The sequence below is a fragment of the Psychrobacter sp. AOP31-B2-9 genome, from assembly GCF_052378005.1.
Classification (GTDB): Bacteria; Pseudomonadota; Gammaproteobacteria; order Pseudomonadales; family Moraxellaceae; genus Psychrobacter.
Map to the genome: position 1 here is coordinate 1 of NZ_JBQSXG010000234.1, position 2422 is coordinate 2422.

Annotated in this window: 1 protein-coding gene, 2 pseudogenes and 1 other annotated feature; of the genes and pseudogenes, 1 reads left to right on the forward strand and 2 read right to left on the reverse strand. The window is 39.5% G+C overall.

Translation table 11 applies throughout. From position 1 onward, the window contains the following. Window positions 1–896: pseudogene (locus ACT3SX_RS14730) on the reverse strand (IS3 family transposase); the annotation flags it as partial. Continuing rightward, window positions 527–643, reverse strand: a sequence feature (AL1L pseudoknot). (Overlaps the previous pseudogene by 117 nt.) Before the next feature lie 1023 nt (window positions 897–1919). Between ACT3SX_RS14730 and ACT3SX_RS14735 the strand changes: the two are divergent. Further along, window positions 1920–2132 (forward strand): hypothetical protein, encoded by a 213-nt coding sequence (locus ACT3SX_RS14735; RefSeq protein WP_442071928.1) that lies wholly within the window; start codon window positions 1920–1922, stop codon window positions 2130–2132. A gap of 115 nt (window positions 2133–2247) precedes the next feature. Here ACT3SX_RS14735 and ACT3SX_RS14740 read toward each other — a convergent pair. Then, window positions 2248–2422 (reverse strand): annotated as a pseudogene (locus ACT3SX_RS14740) (IS256 family transposase); the annotation flags it as partial.

Below are 2422 nucleotides of genomic sequence, written 5' to 3' on the forward strand. Positions count from 1 at the left end.
GAACACCTCTATCACTATGATGAATCACATCTTTAGGATGGTTTCTGTCTGCAATGGCTTGGTTTAGTGCCGCCATCACCATATCAGTGTTCATACGATCTGATACTTTCCAACCAACGATAGCGCGAGCAAATACATCTATAATAAACGCAGTATAGACCCAACCACTCAATGTTTTAACGTAAGTAAAGTCAGCAACCCATAGCTGGTTAGGTCTATGTGCACTGAAATTACGATTAACTAAGTCGTCTGCCCGTATTTGATCATCACGAGACTTAGTGGTTATCTTACCTTTACCTCGCCAAATACCTTGCATGCCATGCTGACGCATTAACCGCTCTACAGTGCAGCGTGCAGGATGTACACCTTCAGATTTCAACTGTTTCCAGACTTTACGAGCACCGTATCGGCATTTGCTGTCCTGCCAGATACGTTTAATCTCATTAAGATAGAAATCGTCATGCTGACTACGCTGTGAACGCTTTTCAGGATTTTCTTCTAGCTCTTTAGCTCGATAGTATGTGGATGGAGCAATCGGTAATACTCTACAGATTGGCTCGACTCCATATTGTTGTTTGTGATCGTCAATAAAATCAACCATTACTTGGGTTTGCGGTCGAGCTCCGCCTGGGCTTCAAGACCTGCTGCTTTCTTTAACTCTCGGTTCTCACGTTCAAGCTCTTTGATACGCTCGGCTTGGCTTTGAACTTGAATATTTGCAGGAATGGTTTTATCAATATGCTTTTTATGCCATGATCGTAGGGTCTCAGGCGTGCAACCTATCTTTGGCGCTATGGCTTTGATGGCTGACCAGGTGGAGGGTAGTCGTCTTTAGCTTCAATTAGCATACGGACGGCGCGTTCTTTCATTTCAGGGGTATAGTTCCGTGTTTTCATTGTCGTATTCTCTTGGAGCGTTGAGTCTCCGACAATCCCGGGGCGGTTCTAAGCACGTATTTGAAACCTTCTTTTTGAGTAACGTTCACTAATTGATCTTGTGTTATTAAACCATTGTTATAATCAGCACAAGCCCTTAGAAATGCACCATTTCTACCACTATTATTTTGCTTAGGGCTGTCTCTTAAGTGCTCACACAAGTATATAGGCACAGGGTAGGGTAGTGACAAGTCCTCTAAGGTTATCAAATCAGACTGAGTCTCAAGGCTAATATCTATTAGACTTTTTGCTAGAGCAAATTAATATGCAGCAGTATTGAGACCAAATAAAATAATAGCGCGCCAGTAATTATCTAAAGTCGGTTCAACTTAATAGTTGCACTGCGTAGAGCAAATTTGCAGGAACTATATCAGCTGCATCAGGAAGACGATATTCACAAACATCGTTTTTTCTAACATATCGTCACTTTTATCCGTAAACATGGCAAAGTCATTTGGGAAGTTTAATCAAAACTAATTGGTATTTTCTTTATATTGAACCAGGGCAATCGCACTATAGAAAACAGCTGCTTTAAGTTAGATTATCTAAATTAAAGGGATTAAATAGTTAGAAACTATAACTAAAATATTTTTATATATCTCGTGTTTTTGTTATTTGCGTCCGAAAGTTGGTGATAACATCTGTAGAAGGTCAATAATTAATTAAAATGTAGCTAAAATTGATTTGTAGTGCGATTGCCCTGTATATTGAACATACTTAAATGACTTTTGGCTTCAGATAGTTTATGAACTTATTAACTGATAGACCTAGTTTAACTTATGCGTACCTAAAGTTGGGTTCACGAGTTAAAAGAAGTAATTGCGTAGTAAAAACAACACCCTATAGTGCAGATAAAAACAAATGGTTCATGAACCTTAATGTGTAACATATCCTAAGTACAACAACCCTCATTTAAACTGTTGGGATTCTTAACTGAGACACCTATAAGCTTTAGTATTAAAAGGTGACAGTATTCCTGCTTCCATGTTTGATATGCCAGCTGTTGCTAGCGATAACCATAATGAGGGCTACATTGTTACCACAGGAGTAGGTCCTGATCTTATGGAAGGGGCAAAAAATGCTGTTCGATTATTGAAAACCTTTATTGAAAACCTTATAGGTCGAACAGTTGATTCAAAATGGCTTTTAGGTAACCAGTCTTATTTCCGTTTGCCTAGAATGCTAGGATTAGCATAACTCCAGCTATCAGGTAAGTCCCATCACTTGCCATGACAATTAAGCAAAAAAAAGCAGATATCATCGATATCTGCTTTTCTATTGGAGCCCATCCCAGATTCTGTGTAACTGCCATTTAGATTAAATGCTTACTAATGCGATCATCAAACATAATCATAAAGCGATTAAGGGCAGACGTCCAGTTACGGATTGGCATCGACCACTTTTTGGATGCCTGCTGGGTTGCTAAGTACACCACTTTGAATGCTGCCTGATCAGACGGGAACACCTTACGCTTATTCACCGCTGTC